The 19,105-nt window shown below is 39.9% G+C and carries 18 protein-coding genes and 1 pseudogene; 14 read left to right on the forward strand and 5 right to left on the reverse strand.

Going from position 1 to position 19,105, the window contains the following annotated elements; all coding sequences use genetic code 11:
- Nucleotides 1-67: 67 nt before the first annotated feature.
- Nucleotides 68-763 carry a VIT family protein gene (locus HT728_RS03905; RefSeq protein ID WP_173233877.1) on the reverse strand — a complete coding sequence of 232 codons (696 nt, stop codon included), beginning with the start codon at nucleotides 761-763 and terminating at the stop codon, nucleotides 68-70.
- Nucleotides 764-1,473: 710 nt separating this feature from the next.
- Here HT728_RS03905 and HT728_RS03910 point away from each other — a divergent pair.
- The 8 genes from HT728_RS03910 (at nucleotide 1,474) to HT728_RS03945 (ending at nucleotide 9,912) form a co-directional block, all read left to right on the forward strand.
- Nucleotides 1,474-2,934, forward strand: coding sequence for an aminotransferase class I/II-fold pyridoxal phosphate-dependent enzyme (locus HT728_RS03910; protein WP_173233878.1), 1,461 nt, complete (start codon nucleotides 1,474-1,476; stop codon nucleotides 2,932-2,934).
- Nucleotides 2,935-3,795 (forward strand): polyamine aminopropyltransferase, encoded by an 861-nt coding sequence (gene speE / locus HT728_RS03915; RefSeq protein ID WP_000366713.1) that lies wholly within the window; start codon nucleotides 2,935-2,937, stop codon nucleotides 3,793-3,795.
- Nucleotides 3,792-5,051 carry a saccharopine dehydrogenase family protein gene (locus HT728_RS03920; protein WP_173233879.1) on the forward strand — a complete coding sequence of 420 codons (1,260 nt, stop codon included), beginning with the start codon at nucleotides 3,792-3,794 and terminating at the stop codon, nucleotides 5,049-5,051. Before speE ends, HT728_RS03920 begins: the two co-directional genes overlap by 4 nt.
- A complete protein-coding gene (gene nspC, locus HT728_RS03925; protein WP_173233881.1) occupies nucleotides 5,051-6,178 on the forward strand; it encodes a carboxynorspermidine decarboxylase in 1,128 nt (375 codons plus the stop codon). Before HT728_RS03920 ends, nspC begins: the two co-directional genes overlap by 1 nt.
- On the forward strand, nucleotides 6,175-7,260 hold the full coding sequence (gene aguA, locus HT728_RS03930; RefSeq protein WP_173233883.1) for an agmatine deiminase: 1,086 nt from the start codon (nucleotides 6,175-6,177) through the stop codon (nucleotides 7,258-7,260). Before nspC ends, aguA begins: the two co-directional genes overlap by 4 nt.
- A gap of 9 nt (nucleotides 7,261-7,269) precedes the next feature.
- Nucleotides 7,270-8,145, forward strand: a complete 876-nt coding sequence (aguB, locus tag HT728_RS03935; protein ID WP_173233885.1) for an N-carbamoylputrescine amidase — start codon at nucleotides 7,270-7,272, stop codon at nucleotides 8,143-8,145.
- Between the two features lie 190 nt (nucleotides 8,146-8,335).
- Complete coding sequence (locus HT728_RS03940; protein WP_173233887.1) at nucleotides 8,336-9,037, forward strand: response regulator transcription factor; 702 nt, start codon at nucleotides 8,336-8,338, stop codon at nucleotides 9,035-9,037.
- Entirely contained in the window at nucleotides 9,034-9,912 is an 879-nt protein-coding gene (locus HT728_RS03945; RefSeq protein WP_173233889.1) for a HAMP domain-containing sensor histidine kinase, read from the forward strand. The genes HT728_RS03940 and HT728_RS03945 overlap by 4 nt, the downstream gene beginning before the upstream one ends.
- Nucleotides 9,913-9,952: 40 nt before the next feature.
- Here the strand turns inward: HT728_RS03945 and HT728_RS03950 are convergent, their stop codons facing one another.
- The 3 genes from HT728_RS03950 to HT728_RS03960 form a co-directional block, all read right to left on the reverse strand.
- Nucleotides 9,953-10,705, reverse strand: a complete 753-nt coding sequence (locus HT728_RS03950; RefSeq protein WP_000581958.1) for an ABC transporter permease — start codon at nucleotides 10,703-10,705, stop codon at nucleotides 9,953-9,955.
- 10 nt (nucleotides 10,706-10,715) lie between these two features.
- On the reverse strand, nucleotides 10,716-11,624 hold the full coding sequence (locus HT728_RS03955) for an ABC transporter ATP-binding protein (RefSeq protein ID WP_173233891.1): 909 nt from the start codon (nucleotides 11,622-11,624) through the stop codon (nucleotides 10,716-10,718).
- A 141-nt stretch (nucleotides 11,625-11,765) separates the two neighbouring features.
- Nucleotides 11,766-12,575: a Cof-type HAD-IIB family hydrolase gene (locus HT728_RS03960; protein ID WP_173233893.1), complete on the reverse strand. Its 810-nt coding sequence runs from the start codon at nucleotides 12,573-12,575 to the stop codon at nucleotides 11,766-11,768.
- A 218-nt stretch (nucleotides 12,576-12,793) separates the two neighbouring features.
- Between HT728_RS03960 and HT728_RS03965 the strand changes: the two genes are divergently transcribed.
- Entirely contained in the window at nucleotides 12,794-13,465 is a 672-nt protein-coding gene (locus HT728_RS03965; protein WP_173233896.1) for a CPBP family intramembrane glutamic endopeptidase, read from the forward strand.
- 52 nt (nucleotides 13,466-13,517) lie between these two features.
- On the opposite strand, the gene HT728_RS03970 is transcribed toward HT728_RS03965, so the two are convergent.
- Entirely contained in the window at nucleotides 13,518-13,715 is a 198-nt protein-coding gene (locus tag HT728_RS03970) for an AraC family transcriptional regulator (protein ID WP_173233898.1), read from the reverse strand.
- Here HT728_RS03970 and HT728_RS03975 point away from each other — a divergent pair.
- The 5 genes and pseudogenes from HT728_RS03975 (at nucleotide 13,708) to cbpE (ending at nucleotide 19,013) form a co-directional block, all read left to right on the forward strand.
- Nucleotides 13,708-14,616 carry a LysR family transcriptional regulator gene (locus tag HT728_RS03975; RefSeq protein ID WP_001025693.1) on the forward strand — a complete coding sequence of 303 codons (909 nt, stop codon included), beginning with the start codon at nucleotides 13,708-13,710 and terminating at the stop codon, nucleotides 14,614-14,616. The genes HT728_RS03970 and HT728_RS03975 overlap by 8 nt on opposite strands.
- Nucleotides 14,613-15,074, forward strand: a complete 462-nt coding sequence (gene lspA / locus HT728_RS03980; RefSeq protein WP_173233900.1) for a signal peptidase II — start codon at nucleotides 14,613-14,615, stop codon at nucleotides 15,072-15,074. The genes HT728_RS03975 and lspA overlap by 4 nt, the downstream gene beginning before the upstream one ends.
- Nucleotides 15,064-15,951 carry an RluA family pseudouridine synthase gene (locus HT728_RS03985; RefSeq protein WP_173233903.1) on the forward strand — a complete coding sequence of 296 codons (888 nt, stop codon included), beginning with the start codon at nucleotides 15,064-15,066 and terminating at the stop codon, nucleotides 15,949-15,951. The genes lspA and HT728_RS03985 overlap by 11 nt, the downstream gene beginning before the upstream one ends.
- Nucleotides 15,952-16,056: 105 nt before the next feature.
- Nucleotides 16,057-17,124 (forward strand): annotated as a pseudogene (locus HT728_RS03990) (MBL fold metallo-hydrolase); the annotation flags it as partial.
- A 5-nt stretch (nucleotides 17,125-17,129) separates the two neighbouring features.
- On the forward strand, nucleotides 17,130-19,013 hold the full coding sequence (gene cbpE / locus HT728_RS03995) for a phosphorylcholine esterase CbpE (RefSeq protein WP_173233905.1): 1,884 nt from the start codon (nucleotides 17,130-17,132) through the stop codon (nucleotides 19,011-19,013).
- Nucleotides 19,014-19,105: the final 92 nt, after the last annotated feature.

Below are 19,105 nucleotides of genomic sequence, written 5' to 3' on the forward strand. Positions count from 1 at the left end.
GACGAAGTCAGTAACATATCTACGGCAAGGCGAAGTTGACGTGGTTTGAAGAGATTTTCGAAGAGTATTAAATGCTGAAAAGTTGTCCTAGCAGAAAGGTAACTCCCATGGTCAAGAGGCCAATAGCTAGGTTCCGAATCATAGCTGTTTTGGTTGGTGCTTTTCCAAGTCTGGCACTAGTGTAACCAGTGAGAAGAAGGGCCACACCGACGATAAGGACAGTAGCAGGGATGCGGTATTCACTTGGGAAAATGGTCACTGACAGCATTGGAGGTAAGCTACCAAGGAAAAAAGAAATAAAGCTAGAGATGGCAGCATGCCAAGGATTTGTAAACTCTTCATACTCAATCCCATATTTTTCCTCTACCAAAGCCTTGAGCGGATTATTTAAAAAGGCTTTGTTGGTGAGGAGTTGGGCTGATGTTTCACACTCACCATTTTGAATATAGGCCGCATAGAGAGATTTTTTAGCTAACTCTATATCTTGGTCTAGCAAGACTTGCTCACGCGCAACGGCCGCTTCCTCGGTATCTTTTTGAGTTGAAACGGATACATATTCTCCACCAGCCATTGAAAAGGCACCAGCTAAGATAGCCGCAAAACCAGATAAAAAGATAATCCAGATATTGCTGGTAGCACTAGCAACCCCGATAACCACACCAGCAATGGAAATAATACCATCATTGGCACCAAGAACACCCGCTCGTAGGATATTTAAACGACCTGCAAAATTTGAATCGATTTCGTGATTTGTTTCTGACATACTATTCTCCTTGTTATCCAGTATAAAGGAAAAATATAGGGAAATCAATCTTTTAAAAGTATCTGAAAAAAGTTGCACGATTTTAATGATATAAAGATGTCGACATCTTCTCTAATAGGTCAAATACCGAAGGTAAAGAGTATAGAATAGCATAAAAAATTTTAAATTAAATACGATAAACATTTTGTTCACTTTATAATCGTTTACAAGAGAATAATTAGTATTAAATCAAATAAAATCCAACTATTTTGCGAACTTTTTTATATTTTTTTCGTAAAACGCTTTACAAGTTCTTAAAAACATGATATAGTAATGGAGCTTAGAAAATGAGATGATGTTTTCTAGCAAATATAAACCCGAGTAAAAAATGCCTACGGACAGGCAGGGTTGAATGCCGAAGCGTGGTTGAAAAACCACATTATTGATAGGGTTAAAAGCCTACTTTTATAAGTTGATGTTAGGACACTTGTCCTAATTCATAAATTTTTAGTGTGGTGAAAGCACACGTCATCTTGTGAAACGATCAATAAAGTACGTAATATTTGCTACTAGAGAGTTAGGAAACATCGGGAACAGACATACTCAACAGAAACAAACATAAAAACGTCAGAAGATTGCAGAGCAGGTGAAAACCTGCTCTTTTTTCATGAGTCAACCTTTAGTCGCCTTTATCTTCTTGAGGCACTAAAAATACGGTAAAGGAGTAAGTCTTGAAGAAGTTAGATCAAAATCAAGCCCCAATTTATGAGGCCTTGGTGAAGTTACGCAAGAAACGGATTGTTCCCTTTGATGTTCCAGGTCACAAGCGTGGACGAGGAAATCCAGAACTTGTCGAACTGCTAGGTGAAAAATGTGTAGGCATTGATGTCAATTCGATGAAACCCTTGGATAATCTTGGCCATCCTATTTCGATTATTCGGGATGCAGAGGAGCTGGCAGCGGATGCTTTTGGAGCTAGCCATGCTTTTCTAATGATAGGGGGAACAACTTCATCGGTGCAGACTATGATTCTGTCAACCTGCAAGGCTGGAGATAAGATTATTCTGCCACGAAATGTCCATAAATCTGCTATCAATGCGCTGGTTCTATGTGGTGCCATTCCCATCTATATCGAGATGAGTGTGGATCCTAAGATTGGTATCGCTTTAGGTCTTGAAAATGACCGAGTAGCCCAGGCCATAAAGGACCATCCAGATGCCAAGGCCATTTTGATTAACAATCCTACTTACTACGGCATCTGTTCAGACCTAAAGGGGTTGACAGAAATGGCTCATGAAGCTGGCATGATGGTTTTAGTAGATGAGGCCCACGGAGCGCATTTGCATTTTACTGATAAACTTCCAATTTCTGCTATGGATGCAGGTGCTGATATGGCAGCAGTTTCTATGCATAAGTCTGGTGGGAGTTTGACACAAAGTTCGCTTCTTTTAATCGGGGAGCAGATGAATCCTGAGTACGTTCGTCAGATTATCAATCTTACCCAGTCAACATCTGCCTCTTACTTGTTGATGGCTAGTTTGGATATTTCACGTCGCAACTTAGCCCTTCGTGGTAAAGAATCTTTTGAGAAGGTCATTGAGCTATCCGAGTATGCCCGCCGTGAAATCAATGCCATTGGCGGTTACTATGCCTACTCAAAAGAGTTAATAGATGGTGTGTCGGTTTGTGATTTTGATGTAACCAAGTTGTCAGTTTACACTCAGGGTATTGGCTTAACAGGTATTGAGGTTTATGACCTCCTACGAGACGAATACGACATTCAGATCGAGTTTGGTGATATTGGCAATATCTTGGCCTATATTTCGATTGGTGACCGTATCCAAGACATCGAGCGCTTGGTCGGTGCTTTGGCTGATATCAAGAGACTCTATTCACGAGATGGGAAAGACTTGATAGCTGGAGAATATATTCAGCCTGAGTTGGTCCTTTCTCCTCAGGAAGCCTTCTATTCAGAGAGAAGAAGTTTGTCTTTAGACGAATCTGTTGGACAGGTCTGTGGGGAATTTGTCATGTGCTATCCTCCAGGAATCCCTATCTTGGCGCCTGGTGAACGCATTACACGAGAAATTGTCGATTATATCCAATTTGCCAAGGAACGTGGTTGTTCCCTCCAAGGGACGGAAGATCCGGAGGTCAATCACATTAACGTCATTAAGAGAAAGGAGAACTAGATGGATTTATGGTTTTCTGAAGTTCATACTCCAGATGTGAAATTGTCCCTGAGAACAGCCAAACAACTCTACGCTGGTAAAAGTGAATGGCAGGATATCGAAGTCTTGGATACGCCAGCTTTTGGGAAAATACTGATTTTAAATGGCCATGTATTGTTTTCAGATGCGGATGATTTTGTCTACAACGAAATGACAGTTCACGTCCCCATGGCTGTGCATCCCAATCCAAAGAAAGTCTTGGTTATTGGGGGTGGTGACGGCGGTGTTGCCCAAGTATTAACCCTCTATCCAGAATTGGAACAAATCGATATTGTAGAACCTGATGAAATGTTGGTTGAGGTTTGTCGTGAGTATTTTCCAGACTTTGCTGCAGGGCTAGATGATCCACGTGTTACCATTTACTACCAAAATGGGCTACGCTTTTTGCGAAACTGTGAAGATGACTACGATATTATCATCAACGATGCGACAGATCCATTTGGCCATACGGAAGGGCTCTTTACCAAGGAATTTTACGGAAACAGTTACAGAGCATTGAAGGAAGACGGAATCATGATTTACCAGCATGGGAGTCCCTTCTTTGATGAGGATGAGTCGGCTTGCCGAAGCATGCACCGTAAGGTCAATCAAGCCTTTCCAATTAGTCGTGTCTACCAAGCCCATATCCCAACTAGCCCTGCTGGTTATTGGTTGTTTGGATTTGCATCGAAAAAATACCACCCTGTCAAAGATTTTGACAAGGAAGGCTGGAAAAAACGCCAGCTTTTCACAGAATACTACACTGCAAACTTACACGTGGGAGCCTTTATGTTGCCCAAGTATGTTGAGGACATTTTAGAAGAAGAGGAAGGAAAAAAATGAGTCGTTTACTAGTTATTGGATGTGGGGGCGTTGCCCAAGTTGCTATTTCAAAGATTTGCCAAGATAGCGAAACCTTTACAGAAATTATGATTGCCAGTCGTACCAAGTCAAAATGTGATGACTTGAAAGCGAAGCTAGAAGGCAAAACAAGTACAAAGATTGAGACAGCTGCTCTTGATGCAGATAATGTCGAAGAAGTCATTGCCTTGATCGAAAGCTACAAACCAGAAGCTGTTTTGAACGTAGCTTTACCATATCAAGATTTAACCATTATGGACGCTTGTTTGGCGACAGGTGTTCACTATATCGATACAGCCAACTACGAAGCAGAAGATACAGAAGACCCTGAATGGCGTGCTATTTATGAGAAACGTTGTAAGGAACTTGGTTTTACAGCCTACTTTGACTACTCATGGCAATGGGCTTATCAGGAAAAATTTAAAGAAGCTGGCTTGACCGCTCTACTTGGTTCTGGTTTTGACCCAGGTGTGACCAGTGTTTTCTCAGCTTATGCCCTTAAACACTATTTTGATGAAATCCATTATATCGACATTTTAGACTGTAATGGTGGTGACCACGGTTATCCATTTGCGACAAACTTTAACCCAGAAATCAATCTCCGCGAGGTTTCTGCGCCAGGTTCTTACTGGGAAGATGGGGAATGGGTCGAAGTGGAAGCCATGTCTATCAAGCGTGAGTACGATTTCCCTCAAGTTGGACAAAAAGACATGTATCTCCTTCACCACGAAGAAATCGAATCATTGGCTAAGAACATTCCAAGTGTCAAACGTATTCGTTTCTTTATGACCTTTGGTCAATCTTACTTGACTCATATGAAATGTCTTGAAAATGTTGGTCTCCTTCGTACAGATGCTATTAACTTCAACGGACAAGAAATCGTACCAATCCAATTCTTAAAAGCCTTGCTACCTGATCCTGCTAGCCTTGGCCCACGCACAGTTGGTAAAACTAATATCGGATGTATCTTTACAGGTATTAAAGATGGCGTTGAAAAGACCATCTACATCTACAATGTTTGCGACCATCAAGAGTGCTATGCAGAAGTCGGGTCACAAGCTATTTCTTACACGACAGGCGTTCCAGCCATGATTGGGACAAAATTAGTTATGAATGGTACTTGGAAACAAGCTGGAGTTTACAACCTTGAAGAGTTGGATCCAGATCCATTCATGGAAGCTTTGAATGAGTATGGTTTGCCATGGGTTGTGGTTGAAAATCCACAAATGGTGGACTGATGAAGTTAGAACAAGTACCAACACCAGCTTACGTCATTGACTTGACAAAGTTAGAAGCTAACTGCCGCATTTTACAATATGTACAAGAAGAAGCTGGTTGCAAGATTTTGCTTGCCCAGAAGGCTTATTCCCTCTACAAAACCTATCCCTTGATTAGCCAGTATCTATCTGGTACGACAGCCAGTGGACTCTATGAAGCTAAGCTCGCTAGAGAAGAGTTTCCGGGGGAAGTCCATGTTTTTGCTCCGGCTTTTAAGGATGCAGACTTGGAGGAATTGCTGGAGATAACAGACCATATCGTCTTCAACTCGGAGAGACAGTTGCGTAAACATGGGGCCCGTTGTCGGGATGCTGGTGTAAGCGTGGGTTTGCGACTTAACCCTCAGTGTTCAACTCAAGGAGATCATGCGCTCTATGATCCTTGCGCCCCTGGATCCCGTTTCGGAGTTACTCTAGACAAGATTCCGAGTGATTTACTAGATTTGGTGGACGGACTTCATTTTCATACCCTTTGCGAGCAGGGAGCAGATGATTTACAAACAACTTTGAAAGCAGTAGAAGCGCAGTTTGGTCCTTACTTACATGAGGTCAAATGGCTCAATATGGGGGGCGGACACCACATCACAAGAGAAGGTTACGATGTGGATTTGCTGATTTCAGAAATCAAGCGTATCCGAGAAACTTACAATATTGAAATCTATATCGAGCCTGGTGAAGCTATTGCGCTCAATGCAGGTTATCTAGCAACTGAAGTATTGGATATTGTAGAAAACGGTATGGAAATCTTGGTTTTAGATGCCTCTGCGACCTGCCATATGCCTGACGTACTTGAGATGCCCTATCGTCCACCTTTGAGAAATGGCTTTGAGGCACAGGAAAAAGCCCATACCTACAGACTTTCTTCTAATACCTGTCTGACGGGCGATGTGATTGGTGATTATAGCTTTGAAAATCCAGTCCAAATCGGTGATAGACTTTATTTTGAAGATATGGCTATTTACTCATTTGTTAAAAATAATACCTTTAACGGTATTGGATTACCAAGTCTCTATCTCATGGACGATCAGGGTGACTGTAGCTTAGTCAAAGCCTTTGGCTATCAAGATTTTAAAGGGAGATTATCATGATGGACAGTCCCAAAAAATTAGGCTATCGTATGCCAGCAGAGTACGAACCACATCATGGTACCCTCATGATATGGCCGACTCGACCAGGTTCATGGCCCTTTCAAGGAAAAGCTGCTAAAGCAGCATTTAGCCAGATTATTAAGACCATAGCAGAAGGGGAAAGAGTCTATCTTTTGGTAGAGCAGGCCTATCTATCTGAAGCCCAATCTTATCTTGGAGATAGCGTTGTTTATTTAGACATTCCCACCAATGATGCCTGGGCGCGTGATACAGGTCCGACCATTCTCCTTAATGATAAAAGAGAAAAGTTGGCAGTAGACTGGTCTTTCAATGCTTGGGGTGGAGCTGTAGATGGTCTCTACCAAGACTATGAAGATGATGACCAAGTAGCTAGTCGTTTTGCTGAGGCCTTGGAAATGCCTGTTTACGATGCCAAACCTTTTGTACTGGAAGGCGGCGCAATCCATAGCGATGGTCAAGGAACCATTCTTGTGACTGAAAGTTGCCTTCTAAGCCCTGGACGCAATCCTCACCTGACTAAAGAGGAAATCGAGAGTACCTTATTAGAGAGCCTTGGTGCTGAAAAAGTTATCTGGCTTCCTTATGGTATTTATCAGGACGAAACCAATGAACACGTTGACAATGTTGCTGCCTTCGTTGGTCCTGCAGAGCTTGTCTTGGCTTGGACAGACGACAAAAGCGATCCTCAATATGCCATGTCATCAGCTGATTTAGCGCTTTTAGAAAAGGAAACAGATGCAAAAGGACGGAAGTTTATCATTCATAAATTGCCTATCCCTGCAGTTCGTCAAGTTGTGACAGAAGAGGATTTGCCAGGCTACATCTATGAAGAAGGAGAAGAAGAGCGATACGCAGGTGAAAGGCTTGCTGCTTCCTATGTCAATTTCTATATTGCTAACAAGGCAGTCTTGGTTCCCCAATTTCAAGATAAAAACGATCAAGTAGCCTTAGATATTCTCAGTGAGTGTTTCCCAGACCGTAAAGTTGTCGGAATTCCAGCCAGAGATATTCTCTTAGGTGGTGGCAATATCCACTGTATCACCCAACAAATCCCAGAATAGGAGAAAAAGATGAGAAATGTAAGAGTTGCAGCCATTCAGATGCAATGCGCCAAGGATGTGGCAACAAATATCCAAACAGCGGAGCGTTTAGTACGTCAGGCTGCAGAACAAGGCGCACAAATTATTCTTTTACCCGAGTTGTTTGAACGTCCCTATTTCTGTCAGGAACGCCAGTATGACTACTATCAGCATGCCCAGTCGGTGACAGAAAATACTGCCATTCAGCATTTTAAAACCATTGCAAAGGAGCTAAAGGTCGTTTTGCCAATCAGTTTCTATGAAAAAGATGGCAATGTCTTGTATAACTCTATTGCCGTCATTGATGCAGATGGGGAAGTGCTGGGCGTTTATCGAAAGACCCACATACCAGATGACCATTACTATCAAGAAAAATTCTATTTCACGCCTGGCAATACAGGTTTCAAGGTCTGGGATACTCGCTATGCTAAGATTGGGATCGGTATTTGTTGGGATCAATGGTTCCCTGAAACAGCCCGTTGTCTTGCATTGAATGGGGCTGAATTGCTCTTTTATCCTACAGCCATCGGTTCAGAGCCGATTTTGGATACAGATAGTTGTGGTCATTGGCAACGTACCATGCAAGGGCACGCAGCAGCTAATATTGTTCCAGTTATTGCAGCCAATCGCTATGGCTTGGAAGAGGTCACGCCTAGTGAGGAAAATGGCGGACAGAGTTCCAGTCTTGACTTCTACGGTTCATCCTTTATGACGGATGAAACAGGAGCTATTCTAGAACGAGCTGAAAGACAAGAAGAAGCTGTTCTGTTAGCAACTTATGACCTAGACAAGGGAGCAAGCGAACGCCTAAACTGGGGCTTGTTTCGAGATAGAAGACCTGAAATGTATCAACGGATTACGGACTAGTAGGGGAGAAATGAGAGATTCATTCTGCTAGACTAACTTCTTATTAGCAACTATAAGATACTAGGTCATCTAGCAAGTGGATTTTATATTTTAATCCTCTAAGGCTTTCTCGCGCTTTTATGCGAGGAGCTTTTCTGTTTAAGCTTTATCAATAAAACATGCTATAATAGTTGCAGAAAGGTTGGTATTTATGGCTAGGATATTGGTTATTGAAGACAATAGTGACATTCAAGAGATTTTACGAACACTTCTTACTGAGGAGCATGAGGTGATTCAAGCCTTTTCCGGTACAGAAGGAATCATGCGTTTTGACCAAGGTGGGATTGACCTCGTTTTGCTAGATATCATGCTTCCTGGGAAAAATGGGGATCAGGTTTTAAAAGCCATCAGAGAACAAAGTCAAATTCCAGTCATTATGCTAACGGCTTTGAGCGATAAGAAGTTAATCAGTCAATACCTCTTAGACGGTGCAAATGATTACATAGTCAAACCTTTTGATTTGGATGAAGTCTTTGCCAGAGTTACTGTTCAATTACGTCAAAGCATAGAAAAACAGCCTATGGAAATAGAAAAAACTGAAAATCTGCCACAAAACTTGAAAAATATCCAGTTTGATGCAGAAAGTTTTGAAATCAAAAATAGTCAGGAAACGATTCGCCTTGCCAAGAAAGAATGCTTGATTCTCCAAACTCTCCTCAAACACCCTAAGAAAATATTTACCAAGGAAGAACTTTATGAATTGGTCTGGGAGGATAGCTATCTACCTGGAGATAATACCCTCAATACGCATTTGAGTAATCTTCGTAAAAAATTAAACCAGCTTGACCCAAATCAAGAATATATTGAAACCATCTGGGGAGTTGGGGTAAGATTAAAAGGAGACAAGCAATGACTTACATGATAATCTTTATCCTACTGGTACTCTTAATTATTTTATCGATTGCATTGATTCGCTACCATCTAGCACTTAAAAACTTGAGTCAACAGATTGAAGACAAGATTCTCACGGGTAGTATGAAAAGAGTCGGAGTCAACATTTTTTCCAAACATTTTTTACAACTCTACCAGCAAATTGAAAATCTATTTCAAGAAGTGGAACAATCTCGGTTGGTTATGAAAAGGGAAAAACAGACTCTGGATATGGCCATCAGCAATATCGCTCATGATATTCGAACCCCTTTGACTATCGCTTCAGGTTACACCCAACAATTGATAAAGTCTCCTGAAAACCAAGCAGAAACCTTACAAAAAATAGCCCAGCATCTTGATTTAGTTTCCAAACGTTTGGAGGCTCTCCTAGAATACCGTCGTTTGATGGAAGGAGCTGTCAAACCGAAACTGCAAGAAGTGGATTTTTCAGCTTTTATCACCAAAAAAACTCTGGCTTATTATGATGTTTTTCAGGCGGCAAATATCACGCTTGATTTTAAGGTTGAAGATGATTTAAAAATGAGGACTGATGAAGACTTGCTGGATCGAATTTTACAAAATCTGCTTGGAAATGTCCTCAAACATGGCAAGGAAGAAGCACGTCTATCTTTGAGAAAGGAAAAGGAACAGCTTGTCTTAGAGATTGCAAACCTTGTCAAACAACCCATCAAAAAAATAGAAAATCTCAGCAACCGTTTTTATTCTGAAAATCTATCTGATACGGAAGAATCCTCTGGTTTAGGCCTTTATATCACTGAGGAATTATGTCATCTTCTCGGTGCAGAGATGAAACTAAGCACAGATGGACAGTGGTTGTCGGTTTTCATTTACTTTTAACGAAAAGAAACCTCCTCTGTAGGCTAGAGGAGGTCATTTTTTATAGACTTTTCTTTTTGAAAACTGCCAGTCCACTTAGATTAAAGATTACAATAACAGCTAAGCTAACTATAAGGGTATAGAAAATGGATTCACTATTAGCAGTCATAGCATAGAAAAACTGCAATGATAAATATGGCAAAATTTTGATACTTGGGAAGATGAGCATTGGCATAGAAAGTAAGATAGAGCTGACCAAATAGCCAATAAATACTGCAAGATAAGAATGACTAACATAGAGGATGAAGGAAACAATGGAAAGCCAAGCAAGGAGGCAAAGGAATTGAAGGGAAATGGTTATCAGTAGATTGCCAATAAAGCCATCAGGCATAGTGCCAAATCCATTTAAGATAGTTGCTGGAATAAAGGCAATCACAAGGCTGATGATAACTTGCAAGAGTGCAATACAAGTCAATACAAAGGCTTTTGCAAGGAAAAACTCGGTACGAGAAACACCCACTGTTAAATTATTTTTATAGAGTTTGCCGATTAAATCAACTCCAAGAACGAGGCAGGCTAGAACTATGCAGAGAAAAACGAGGTTTGAACCTTGACTAGATGCGTTAATCAGGGCTTGTACACCGTCCCAGCCATGGGTTGGAATTTCTGGCTCTTGTGTCTGGATTGCCATCAGATGGCCAGTAGCCCCAAAAATAGCCCCCATTAACATGAGTATAAAGAGAATGAATTCTGTAATCCAAAAACCTTTGGAACGGAAAAGACGGTAAAAGTCTGCTTGAATGGTATGTATCATGATTTTTCTCCTATTGGACCAATTGAGTGAAGTATTCTTCTAGGTTTTGACGGGCATAGTAAATCTCGTCAATGTCAACATCTGCCAAGGTTAATTCTTTGAGAATCTGTTTGACATCTTGTTCCTGACCAAAGATATGGATTTCATTTTCTGGATTAACAACCTTGAACTGGAGCTGGATTTGTTCTTTCAATACTTGACAAGCTTTCTCTTGATCAGCTGTCTTAAGGACAATATAATCCTCACTTAGTGTTTCAAATTCAGCTTTGCTGATTTCACGGATAACCTTGCCTTGATCTAAAATACCAAAGCGATTAGCTAGGAGATAGAGTTCTGACAAGATATGGCTAGAGATGAGAATGGTGATTCCTTTTTCTTGATTGAGGCGTTGAATCATGAGTCGAAATTCTTTGATACCGATTGGGTCGAGACCATTGATAGGTTCATCTAAAATCAGGAAGTCTGGTTTAGATAGGAGGGCAATGGCGATACCAAGTCTTTGTTTCATTCCTAGCGAGAAATCACGAAAGACTTTTTTACCTGTATCTGGCAAACCTACATAGTTCAGGGTTTCTCGAATGACTTGATCAGCATTTGGAATATGACGAATCATACAGTAATATTTCAGATTTTGATAAGCTGTTAAATGATTATGAGCTACAGGTGATTCGATCACTGAACCTACTCGAGATAGAGACTTGCTCCATTCATTTTCCGAATGGCTAGAGAAGAGGGAAATAGTTCCTTTATCCGCAAACAGTAGTTGCGTAATGATTTTTATCAAGGTGGTTTTCCCAGCTCCGTTTTTCCCAATAAGTCCATAGATATCTCCCTCTCTTATCGTTAGATGAAGATCCTGAAGGATAGCTTGTTTGTCAAAGTTTTTGGACAATCCATGAATGTCAAGTACTGTTTTCATGTTTCTCTCCTTTTGATTTATTTTGTTAATTTTAGTATAAAGCATAGAAATCAAAGAAAGCTCAAGCATTTCTAAAGAGTTTCTAAAGTTTTAGGAATTCTTAAATATCAAAACCCAGTTGATATGAACTGGGCTTCTTTACTATAAAATATATTTCTCAATGGCACGCGCAACACCGTCTTCTTCGTTGCTTACTGTAACAGCATCCGCAAGAGATTTGACATGGTCACTAGCATTTCCCATAGCAATACCGAGGCCGGCAAACTGGAGCATTTCAATGTCGTTATTGGCATCGCCCATGGCCATAATCTCTGAGGAATCAATCTTCAAAATATCTGCTAGTCGAGAAAGAGCAGTAGCCTTTGTCGTACCAAGTGGCATAGCTTCATAAATGACAGGCTGCGAACGAACTCCACTAAATCGTTGGCAGAGTTCCTCAGCAAAACGTTGCTCAAAATCGTCTGTTTGGCTCTCTGTTCCTAAAAACATACCTTGGAACATACGAAACTTGCCACTAGTCGCTTCCTCAAGAGAAATTTCAGTCAGGTCTGAAAAGACTAGTTTGGCATCATTTTGAATGATTTCATTAGGTTTGCCACCGAGGACAAAATAATGTTCCTCATCAAAAAGAGTCAACTGAACATCACTTTTTTCAGCTAGGTCATAGAGGTATTCGATGTCTGCTGGACTAAGTTCTTGCCAGTCAACTAGCCCCCAGTCACTTGTCTGGTGAGTTGAACAACCGTTGTTAACAATCACATACTCATTCTGGAGGTCAAGCCCCAGTTTTTGATAGTAGGGGAGGACACCGAAAAGCGGGCGACCCGTACAGAGAACCAGTTTGACACCTTTTTCAATAGCTTGGTGAATAGCAGTAATATGAGCTTGTGGGATTTCCTTGGCTTCATTGAGGAGGGTTCCGTCCATATCCAAGGCTAGTAGTTTAATCATAGGTCTTCCTTCTTTATCTTTTGGTATTATTATAGCATATTTTGGAGAAGAAATTGATAGGAAGCTTTGGGCTAATTGATTTTACAGTTTAAGATATTTTGATAACAATTCATGATTTGAAGAGGATATTCCACCAATATATGCTATACTAAACTTGTTATATAGTTAAGTAAACCATTCTATTCAATAATCTAGTCAAGGAAAGCAGAGAATTTAATATGAAAAAACGAGCTATTCAGATTTTACTAGCATTATCCTTAATTTTTTACAAATCAACTTGGTTTTGGGGGCTTTTCAATCACCTCGCAAAGCCTTATCTACCAGCAAGTCGTGAATTTTTTCAGATTCTGCTTTGGATGGAGAGTGGAGGTCTTTTATTAGCGGTCATCTATCTACTAGTTTTTGCAGGAAAGAAGACTTTTCATTTCAAGTGGCAGTTGAGGTACTTTATCTACCTTTTACTGGGCTACATCATTTCGTATATGTCGGACTTCTTCTTGTCTTATTTCATACCCTCGTCCTCGAATCAAATTTCTTTGAATGAAACGATAGAAATGATGGGGCGACAGGAATTACCCTATTTCTTGCTCATCGTTTGCTTCATCGGCCCTATTGCTGAGGAATTGATTTATCGCGGTGTGCTTATGACAACCTTTTTCAAAAACTCACCTTGGTACGGAGATGTCTTGCTTTCTGCTATTATTTTCGGTTATATTCATACCAATTTTTCTTTAACTCCTCTTGCTTTTTTCATTTATGCTAGTGGAGGTCTCATTTTAGCTCTATTGTATCGCATGACAAAAAGTCTCTACTATCCAATACTAGTTCATATTTTCATCAATATCGCTGCCTTCTGGAATGTATGGTTACTCCTATTTTCAGGAAGTTAGCTTACTAAAACAATGTCGGAACTTTCCGGCATTTTCTTTTTTTCACAAATAGTCATCGTTTTTCTTTCCGATACTGGAGTGGTGTGTATCCAGTTATTTTTTTGAATTGATTTTGAAAATAAGATTGGCTTGAGAAAGGCAGATAGTGAAGATAGTTAAGGAGAATAGGATGTGCTTTTTTCCTTTTTGGAAAACTTCTAAAATATGGTATAATGAAAAGATAAAGAAGTTGGGGGTAGAAGATGAACATTCAACAATTACGCTATGTTGTGGCCATCGCGAATAGCGGTACTTTCCGTGAAGCTGCTGAAAAGATGTATGTTAGTCAGCCTAGTCTGTCCATTTCTGTTCGTGATTTGGAAAAAGAGTTGGGCTTTAAGATTTTTCGTCGGACCAGCTCAGGGACTTTCTTGACCCGTCGCGGTATGGAATTTTACGAAAAAGCGCAAGAATTGGTCAAGGGATTTGATATTTTTCAAAATCAGTATGCCAACCCTGAGGAAGAAAAAGATGAATTTTCCATTGCTAGTCAGCACTATGACTTCTTGCCACCAACCATTACGGCCTTTTCAGAGCGCTATCCTGATTATAAGAACTTCCGTATTTTTGAATCGACTACTGTTCAAATCTTAGATGAAGTAGCGCAAGGGCATAGTGAGATTGGGATTATCTACCTCAACAATCAAAATAAAAAGGGGATTATGCAACGGGTTGAAAAGCTGGGTCTTGAGGTCATTGAATTGATTCCCTTCCATACCCATATTTATCTCCGAGAGGGGCATCCTTTAGCCCAGAAAGAGGAATTGGTCATGGAGGATTTAGCAGATCTACCAACGGTTCGTTTCACTCAAGAGAAAGATGAGTACCTTTATTATTCGGAGAACTTTGTTGATACCAGTGCGAGTTCACAGATGTTTAATGTGACAGACCGTGCTACCTTGAATGGTATTTTGGAGCGGACGGACGCTTATGCGACAGGTTCTGGATTTTTGGATAGTGACAGTGTGAATGGTATTACAGTTATTCGTCTCAAGGATAATTTGGATAATCGCATGGTCTATGTTAAACGTGAGGAAGTGGAGCTGAGTCAGGCTGGAACTCTTTTCGTAGAAGTCATGCAAGAATATTTTGATCAGAAGAGGAAATCATGAAAAAAAGAGGAATAGTGGCAGTCATTGTACTGCTTTTGATTGGGCTGGATCAGTTGGTTAAATCCTATATCGTCCAACAGATTCCACTGGGTGAAGTGCATTCTTGGATTCCCAATTTCGTTAGCTTGACCTACCTGCAAAATCGAGGGGCAGCCTTTTCGATGTTACAAGATCAGCAGTTGTTATTTGCTATCATTACTCTGGTCGTCGTGGTAGGTGCCATTTGGTATCTACATAAACACATGGAGGACTCACTCTGGATGGTCTTGGGTTTGACCTTGATTATTGCAGGTGGTCTTGGAAACTTTATTGACAGAGTCAGTCAGGGCTTTGTTGTGGATATGTTCCACCTTGACTTTATCAATTTTGCAATTTTCAATGTGGCAGATAGCTATCTGACGGTTGGAGTGATTATTTTATTGATTGCAATGCTAAAAGAGGAAATAAATGGAAATTAAAATTGAAACTGGTGGCCTGCGTCTAGATAAGGCTTTGTCGGATTTGACAGAATTATCACGCAGTCTCGCGAATGAACAAATCAAATCAGGTCAGGTCTTGGTCAATGGTCAAGTCAAGAAAGCTAAATACACTGTCCAAGAGGGCGATGTCGTCACTTACCATGTGCCAGAACCAGAGGTCTTAGAGTATGTGGCTGAGGATCTTCCGCTAGAAATCATCTACCAAGATGAGGATGTGGCCATCGTTAACAAACCTCAGGGGATGGTTGTGCATCCGAGTGCTGGTCATACTAGTGGAACTCTGGTAAATGCCCTTATGTATCATATTAAGGACTTGTCTGGTATCAATGGGGTTTTGCGTCCGGGAATCGTTCACCGTATTGATAAGGATACGTCAGGTCTTCTCATGATTGCTAAAAACGATGAGGCGCATCTAGCACTTGCCCAAGAACTCAAGGATAAAAAGTCTCTCCGCAAATATTGGGCGATTGTTCATGGAAATCTACCCAATGATCGTGGTGTCATTGAAGCACCGATTGGCCGTAGTGAAAAAGACCGTAAGAAACAGGCTGTGACGGCTAAAGGGAAGCCTGCAGTGACCCGTTTCCACGTCTTGGAACGCTTTGGAGATTATAGCTTAGTGGAGTTACAACTGGAGACAGGGCGTACCCATCAAATCCGTGTTCACATGGCTTATATTGGCCATCCAGTCGCTGGTGATGAAGTCTATGGTCCTCGTAAGACTTTAAAAGGACATGGCCAATTTCTCCATGCCAAGACGCTAGGATTTACTCATCCGAGAACAGGTGAGACCTTGGAATTTACAGCAGATATCCCAGAGATATTTAAGGAAACTTTAGAGAGATTGAGGAAGTAAGAATGAAGTGTAAAAAGAAGTCCAGTATAATTATGGTAACTGCAATCTTAATTATAATATATATATATATATAATGGGTTAACGCTAGAAAAATATTTTGGCTTTTCCAGTAATAAAATACATTTTGTTAATGTACTGACTGCAGGAAGTGATGCTATTATTTTGGAAAGTAATGGTCATTTTGCCATGATTGATGTAGGAGAAGATTATGATTTTCCTGATGGTAGTAATCCTAAATATCCTTTGAGACCAGGAATCGGTACTTCTTATAAGCATGTAATGACAGATAGAGTATTCCGTCATTTGAAGGAATTGGGTGCCCGAAAACTTGATTTTATTTTGGTGACCCATACCCACAGTGACCATATTGGAAATATGGATGAAATATTAGATAAATACCCTGTTGATCGTATTTATATGAAAAGATATGATGATAGTCGTATAACTGATAAAAATCGTTTGTGGGATAATCTCTACGGATATGATAATGCGATTAAAGCTGCAAATCGTAATGGGGTGAAATTAATTCAAGATATATCGGCAGATGAATCTCATTTTCAGTTTGGAGACATGGATATTCAGCTCTATAATTATGAAAATGAATATGATGAGAATGGAAATCTTAAACCTGTTTGGGACGATAATTCCAATTCCTTGATTAGTGTAGTCAAAGTCAATGGCAAGAAAATTTACCTTGGGGGCGACTTAGATAATGTTCATGGAGCAGAAGACAAGTATGGTCCTCTTATTGGAAAAGTTGATTTGATGAAGTTTAATCATCATAAGGATACCGAAAAATCAAATACAAAAAACTTTATATTAAATCTATCTCCAGAAATCATAGTGCAGACAAGTGATGCTGTTCCAGGTTTTTATGATAGTCCTATTGTAGACAACCCTGAATATATAGCATGGTTAGATAGTTTAGGGATAAAGCGAATAAATGCAGCTAGTACAGAATATGATGCAACTGTTTTTGATATTAGACAAAATGGCATAGTTGATATAAGTAAACAATATAAAAAAATACCATCGTTTGTTTCGGGATGGCATCAGAAATCTAATGGCGAGTGGTGGTACCAAGCACCAGATTCTACAGGAAATTATTCTATCGGTTGGAACGAAATTGATGGAAAAAGATATTATTTTAATCAAAAAGGAATTCTAATAGAGCAATAATGAAAAAGAAATTGATTAGTTTAGCACTTGCAGGCGCTTTTTTAGGTTTGTCATGGTATGGAAATGTTCAAGCTCAAGAAAGTTCAGGAAATAAAATTCACTTTATCAATGTTCAAGAAGGTGGCAGTGATGCGATTATTCTTGAAAGCAATGGACATTTTGCCATGGTGGATACAGGAGAAGATTATGATTTCCCAGATGGAAGTGATTCTCGTTATCCATGGAGAGAAGGAATTGAAACGTCTTATAAGCATGTTCTAACAGACCGTGTCTTTCGTCGTTTGAAGGAATTGGGTGTTCAAAAACTTGATTTTATTTTGGTGACCCATACCCACAGTGATCATATTGGAAATGTTGATGAATTACTGTCTACCTATCCAGTTGACCGAGTCTATCTTAAAAAATATAGTGATAGTCGTATTACTAATTCTGAACGTCTATGGGATAATCTGTACGGTTATGATAAGGTTTTACAGACTGCTTCAGAAAAAGGTGTTTCAGTTATTCAAAACATCACACAGGAAGATGCTCATTTTCAGTTTGGGGACATGGATATTCAACTCTATAACTATGAAAATGAAACTGATTCATCAGGTGAATTAAAGAAAATTTGGGATGACAATTCCAATTCCCTGATTAGTGTAGTGAAAGTCAATGGCAAGAAAATTTACCTTGGGGGCGACTTAGATAATGTGCATGGAGCGGAAGATAAGTATGGACCTCTTATTGGAAAAGTTGATTTGATGAAGTTTAATCATCACCATGATACAAACAAATCAAATACCAAGGATTTCATTAAACATTTGAGTCCGAGTTTGATTGTTCAAACTTCGGATAGTCTACCTTGGAAAAATGGTGTTGATAGTGAGTATGTTAATTGGCTCAAAGAACGAGGAATTGAGAGGATCAACGCAGCCAGCAAAGACTATGATGCAACAGTTTTTGATATTCGAAAAGACGGTTTAGTAAACATTTCAACTTCCTACAAGCCGATTCCAAGTTTTCAAGCTGGTTGGCATAAGAGTGCATATGGGAACTGGTGGTATCAAGCACCTGATTCTACAGGAGAGTATGCTGTCGGTTGGAATGAAATCGAAGGTGAATGGTATTACTTTAACCAAACGGGTATCTTGTTACAGAATCAATGGAAAAAATGGAACAATCATTGGTTCTATTTGACAGACTCTGGTGCTTCTGCTAAAAATTGGAAGAAAATTGATGGAATCTGGTATTATTTCAACAAAGAAAATCAGATGGAAATTGGTTGGGTAAATACTGGAGGTCAGTCCTATTATTTATCAAACGATGGCTCTATGAAGACAGGTTGGCTTCAATATAAGGGGCAATGGTATTACTTTGCTCAATCAGGGGAAATGAAAACGGGTTGGGTAAAAGATAAAGAAACCTGGTACTATATGGATTCTACTGGTATCATGAAGACAGGCGAGATAGAAGTTGCTGGTCATCATTACTATCTAGAAGATTCAGGATCTATGAAGCAAGGTTGGCTTAAAAAGGCAAATGATTGGTATTTCTACAAGACAGACGGTTCACGAGCTGTTGGTTGGATCAAGGACAAGGATAAATGGTACTTCTTGAAAGAAAATGGTCAATTACTTGTGAACGGTAAGACACCAGAAGGCTATACTGTTGATTCAAGTGGAGCCTGGTTAGTGGATGTTCCGATCGAGAAATCTGCTACAATTAAAACTACAAGTCATTCAGAAATAAAAGAGTCTAAAGAAGTAGTGAAAAAAGATCTTGAAAGTAAAGAAATTAGACAGAATGAAGGTGTTACAAGCGCTTCAACTAGTCAAGATTTGACTTCTTCAACCTCAAAAAGCTCTGAGACGAGTACAAATAAATCGGAATCAGAACAGTAGTAAAAAAGAAGGTTTTAGGACCTTCTTTTTCCTATCAACTCTTTTCTATTTTCTGCTATTCATGTTATAATGGGTAAATATGAAGAATCGGA

This window comes from Streptococcus sp. 544 (assembly GCF_013277385.1).
Lineage (GTDB): Bacteria > Bacillota > Bacilli > Lactobacillales > Streptococcaceae > Streptococcus > Streptococcus mitis_BA.

Bases quoted from the DNA above. Each gene is read 5' to 3' on its own strand.
- HT728_RS03905 (WP_173233877.1), bottom strand. From the start codon at position 763: ATGTCAGAAACAAATCACGAAATCGATTCAAATTTTGCAGGTCGTTTA.
- speE (WP_000366713.1), top strand. From the start codon at position 2,935: ATGGATTTATGGTTTTCTGAAGTTCATACTCCAGATGTGAAATTGTCC.
- HT728_RS03920 (WP_173233879.1), top strand. From the start codon at position 3,792: ATGAGTCGTTTACTAGTTATTGGATGTGGGGGCGTTGCCCAAGTTGCT.
- nspC (WP_173233881.1), top strand. From the start codon at position 5,051: ATGAAGTTAGAACAAGTACCAACACCAGCTTACGTCATTGACTTGACA.
- aguA (WP_173233883.1), top strand. From the start codon at position 6,175: ATGATGGACAGTCCCAAAAAATTAGGCTATCGTATGCCAGCAGAGTAC.
- aguB (WP_173233885.1), top strand. From the start codon at position 7,270: ATGAGAAATGTAAGAGTTGCAGCCATTCAGATGCAATGCGCCAAGGAT.
- HT728_RS03940 (WP_173233887.1), top strand. From the start codon at position 8,336: ATGGCTAGGATATTGGTTATTGAAGACAATAGTGACATTCAAGAGATT.
- HT728_RS03945 (WP_173233889.1), top strand. From the start codon at position 9,034: ATGACTTACATGATAATCTTTATCCTACTGGTACTCTTAATTATTTTA.
- HT728_RS03950 (WP_000581958.1), bottom strand. From the start codon at position 10,705: ATGATACATACCATTCAAGCAGACTTTTACCGTCTTTTCCGTTCCAAA.
- HT728_RS03955 (WP_173233891.1), bottom strand. From the start codon at position 11,624: ATGAAAACAGTACTTGACATTCATGGATTGTCCAAAAACTTTGACAAA.
- HT728_RS03960 (WP_173233893.1), bottom strand. From the start codon at position 12,575: ATGATTAAACTACTAGCCTTGGATATGGACGGAACCCTCCTCAATGAA.
- HT728_RS03965 (WP_173233896.1), top strand. From the start codon at position 12,794: ATGAAAAAACGAGCTATTCAGATTTTACTAGCATTATCCTTAATTTTT.
- HT728_RS03975 (WP_001025693.1), top strand. From the start codon at position 13,708: ATGAACATTCAACAATTACGCTATGTTGTGGCCATCGCGAATAGCGGT.
- HT728_RS03970 (WP_173233898.1), bottom strand. From the start codon at position 13,715: ATGTTCATCTTCTACCCCCAACTTCTTTATCTTTTCATTATACCATAT.
- lspA (WP_173233900.1), top strand. From the start codon at position 14,613: ATGAAAAAAAGAGGAATAGTGGCAGTCATTGTACTGCTTTTGATTGGG.
- HT728_RS03985 (WP_173233903.1), top strand. From the start codon at position 15,064: ATGGAAATTAAAATTGAAACTGGTGGCCTGCGTCTAGATAAGGCTTTG.
- cbpE (WP_173233905.1), top strand. From the start codon at position 17,130: ATGAAAAAGAAATTGATTAGTTTAGCACTTGCAGGCGCTTTTTTAGGT.